Raw genomic sequence first — 1,116 nt, 5'->3', positions numbered from 1 at the left:
CAATGCAATGCCGTTCTTTTGCAAGAACGACAAAGGCAGAATCTAACTTAAAGGAGTAAAACCATGGAAAAAAAATACGAACTTACTGATGAAACAATTGAGTTTGATAGAAAAACTCTCCACCGCATTCGTGCTTTAAGGGATTTTGATGATGTTAAAGCAGACGACCTAGGCGGCTATATCGAGAAAGAAGACAATCTAAGTCATGATGGTAATTGCTGGGTAGGTGATGATGCAAAAGTCTATGGTTATGCCAAGGTTTTTGGTGATGCACATGTTTATGGAAACGCTCGTGTAGATGGTCATGCAAGAGTTTATGACAAAGCCAAGGTTTATGGTGATGCTTATATTTATAACATTGCTGATATTTACGAAAATGCATGTGTTTTTGGTAGTGCATCTGTTACCGGAGAAACTAATATTTTTGGTAATGCGCAGATTTTTGAACATGCTCGTGTTTTTGCCAGTGCACAAATCTACGAAAATGCACAAGTTTCCGGTGGTGCATTTATTAGTGGAAAAGCTGAAATTTATGGAAATGCTAAAATCTATGGCAGTCCATTGATTTCCATCAGAGCAAAAGTTGGGGGAAATGCCAAAATCTGTGGTGATGCATTTATTCATGGAAACGCAGAGATCATCAATGATGAAATCATCACAACGGGCATGAGGCAATAAACCATGGAAAAGAAATACGAACTTACTGATGAAACAATCGAAGTTGGGGGCAAAACTCTCCACCNACTGATGAAACAATCGAAGTTGGGGGCAAAACTCTCCACCGCATTCGCGCATTACGAGACTTTGGAAACGTCGAGAAAGGTGATTTAGGTGGCTATATACAAAAAGAAGACAACCTATCGCATCATGGTAATTGCTGGATTGGGGATTATGCAAAAGTCTATGGTTATGCCAAGGTTTTTGGTGATGCTAAGGTTTACGAAAATGCACAAGTTTACGGTTATGCACATGTTTACAACAATTCTCGTATTTATGGCAAAGCAGAAGTTTGCGATGAACCATGCATTTACGGTGATGCAGAAGTTTACGGTGATGCATATATTTGCGGTGAACCGCACGTTTTTGATAATGCAGAAGTTTATGGCAATGCACAAG

At 39.4% G+C, this 1,116-nt stretch carries 1 protein-coding gene and 1 pseudogene; both read left to right on the top strand.

The features are described from left to right. The first annotated feature begins 63 nt into the window (after positions 1–63). A complete protein-coding gene (locus tag ACFILD_RS03035; RefSeq protein WP_375612600.1) occupies positions 64–678 on the top strand; it encodes a hypothetical protein in 615 nt (204 codons plus the stop codon). A gap of 107 nt (positions 679–785) precedes the next feature. Then, positions 786–1,116, top strand: a pseudogene (locus ACFILD_RS03030) (hypothetical protein); the annotation flags it as partial.

Origin of the sequence: Bartonella sp. CL162QHHD (assembly GCF_042195435.1) — a bacterium.
Lineage (GTDB): Bacteria > Pseudomonadota > Alphaproteobacteria > Rhizobiales > Rhizobiaceae > Bartonella.
Note: the sequence above shows the minus strand (reverse complement) of the source record. Positions and strands in the feature narration are given on the sequence as shown.

What these genes read in the sequence shown, in the direction of transcription:
- ACFILD_RS03035 (WP_375612600.1), top strand. Translation starts at nt 64, where the DNA reads ATGGAAAAAAAATACGAACTTACTGATGAAACAATTGAGTTTGATAGA.